General features: G+C 50.6%; 2 protein-coding genes. Both read right to left on the reverse strand.

Annotation, left to right across the window (positions count from 1 at the left end):
• A partial coding sequence (locus QUA43_RS30555; protein ID WP_333379507.1) for a DUF4347 domain-containing protein occupies positions 1 to 434 on the reverse strand: 434 nt, incomplete at its 3' end.
• 884 nt (positions 435 to 1,318) lie between these two features.
• The coding region (locus QUA43_RS30560; RefSeq protein WP_333379509.1) for a calcium-binding protein at positions 1,319 to 2,890 on the reverse strand (1,572 nt) is incomplete at its 5' end.

The raw sequence follows: 2,890 nt of genomic DNA on the forward strand, positions 1-2,890 counted from the left end.
ATATCAGCCCCGGTTAACTCGCCCAGGCGATCGACAAAATCGCTTCCCGAACCCGCAGCAACATCGCAACCATAAAGCACAATATCTGCTTTGTCGCTTAGCGCATTTCGCCACCCTTGCAACTGGCTTTCATATTGTGATAAATTATCCGAATTCAACGTCGTAGAACCTAGCTGCAAGCTGCCAGAATTACCGTGAGAAATAATGTGAACTTGGTCTACAGTTTCCCCCGCAGCAGAAAGTGTTTGCAGTTTCGCAGTAATTTGCTCGACTCCGTTGCCATTTTTATTTAAAATGATAATCTCTGCGCCTGGAAGCACGCCATCGGCAAGAGTTTGATAGTCATCTAACTCGGAATCAATGAAGACAATAGATTTAGAACGAGAATTGCGGCTCGCAGATTGTGAATCAATACTGGCAAAAGTTGAGTTCATTTCGCATACCCTATGAGAATGTTTGCTATTTGCTGGTAGATTCACCTTGAAAGCAGAAGGCTAGAGATACAAAAGGCAGAAGGCAGAATTAAAACCTCGGTAATCCATCGGGGAGATTAAAATTTAGGGAAAAATTTTAATCTCCCTAAATGAAATCCGAGACTTGTCTCCCTAATCAGCTTAAGCTGTGTGAAAATTGCGATAATTTTAGCAATTAAATGCAGCAGAGGATGTAATGTAAATAGTTGGGTACGGGGAACCTCTATATGTAGATTTGCCATGCAGATCCTTAGCCTGATAAGTAGTGCATTAAACCATTGGGAAGCCTTGTCAGCTAAAATTCAAAAAAGATTTTCTGTGGTTCCGAATTCCTGAGAATTGCTCTAGCTAGTACCTGATACATTCACATTAGATAAAACCAGGAAAATTCCCTAAAATTTTGATTAATTTAACTTTTTTGCTACCTGGAAAAAAGTTCCCAAAAATCTGAAATTTAGTGGTTGAGAAAGCTGGCTTGATTCGGGCGCTACTTATGGCTAGCCAGCTCAGGATTGCAATAGACGGATGTGCCTCATTCTAGGTGTGGGCGATCGGCAATAAACAAGATTTATACCATTTATCTAAAATCGTGCAACACTCTTCGACCCCCCCTAGCCCCCCCGCTGCATTGCGGGGGGGACAAGAATACTGTTGCATTCTTTTTTAAAATTGGTATTATTACCGATCGCTGTTGAAAAGAATCAGATCGATCGCTCCTCTGCGTTGGCGTAGCCCCCGTAGGGGCGGGCGGCGCTAACGTCATCCACCAAATTTCAGGAGTTTGAGAGCTTTCTTCACCACTTCTAAGCGGGCTGGCTGCTTATAGTGCACCCTACCCCAGGCAGTTAGATTGTTACCTGAGTGAAATCGCTAGCGGTGAGAATACCGGGAGTAATACCGTTAAGCTTCGCCAACAATTGATTGGTGTCCGTCACAGTAATCAAAGTTTGATTGTTGCTGGAAGTAATACTGAGTTGATTAAAACTCAAACCAGAATTCAACCCAATTAAATCCTCTCCCTTGCGGAAATCATTAATGGTGTCGCTACCCAAACTTTGATTGAGGAAAAACACATCATTTCCCGAACCTCCCGTCAATGTATCGTCCCCAACATCCCCGGAAAGGAAATCGTCCCCAGCACCGCCGCTGAGAATATCATTACCTTTGCCGCCGTACAGGGTATCGTTACCGATGTCGCCGCAGAGCACATCGTTTTCATTGCCGCCTAACAGCAAGTCGTTGCCCTCACCGCCATCGAGACTGTCGTTTTCTTTGCCGCCGTAAAGCGTGTCATTTCCCAAGTCGCCAAAAATCAGGTCTGTTCCTTCATTGCCAAAGGCAATATCGTTGCCGTTTCCAGCATTAATTGTGTCATTTCCTAAGTTGCCTAAAATGTAGTCGTCGCCATCTTCACCGAGTAAGATATCGTCATCTTTGCCGCCGAAAATGGTGTCGTTGCCAAGGCCGCCGGCAACAGTATCTTTGCCGATATCTCCCCTCAAAAAGTCGTCGCCATCTCCGCCAACAACAGTGTCATTATCTTTGCCGCCGTAGATGGTATCGTTGCCAGCGCCACCAGAGATGAAATCGCTGCCTTCATTGCCGAAAAGCGAGTCGTTATCTGCACCGCCGTCAATGTTGTCATTGCCGCCCATGCCGTAAAGAGTGTCGTTACCAGCAAGCCCGTTAATTGACTCGTTGATGCCACCGCCCATGATGAAATCGGAACCTTCACCGCCGTTGAGAGTTTGTTGGACGGGGTTCGCGGTGATGGCAGCAACGTCGAGTTGCGGGGCGTTGAGGTCATCCAGCAGGCAATCATCTGTGTCGGGAGTAGGAGTGGGGGCGGGTGTCGGAGTAGGCGCCGGTGGTGTCGGAGTAGGAGTGGGCGCGGGCGTCGGAGTAGGCGCCGGAGTCGGTGTCGGAGTAGGAGTGGGCGCGGGCGTCGGAGTAGGCGCCGGAGTCGGTGTCGGCGCGGGCGTTGGAGTAGGCGCCGGAGTAGGCGCCGGAGTCGGTGTCGGCGCGGGCGTCGGTGTCGGAGTCTCAGTCGGAATAGGAGTTGGCGCGGGCGTCGGAGTAGGCGTCGGTGGTGTCGGAGTAGGAGTGGGGGCGGGCGTCGGAGTAGGCGTCGGTGGTGTCGGAGTAGGAGTTGGCGCGGGCGTCGGAGTGGGCGCCGGAGTCGGTGTCGGAGTAGGAGTGGGGGCGGGCGTCGGAGTAGGCGCCGGAGTCGGTGTCGGAGTAGGAGTGGGGGCGGGCGTCGGAGTAGGCGTCGGAGTCGGTGTCGGAGTAGGAGTCGGCGCGGGAGTTGGTGTTGGCACAGGGACGACACTACCTCCAAATTCAAAAGATCCGCTATCCACGATCGCACCTGGAATGCTGTCGCCATCTTGAGGGCGAGTCACGCCGCGCTGATCCTT

The sequence above is a fragment of the Microcoleus sp. N9_B4 genome (genome assembly GCF_036701635.1).
Lineage (GTDB): Bacteria > Cyanobacteriota > Cyanobacteriia > Cyanobacteriales > Microcoleaceae > Microcoleus.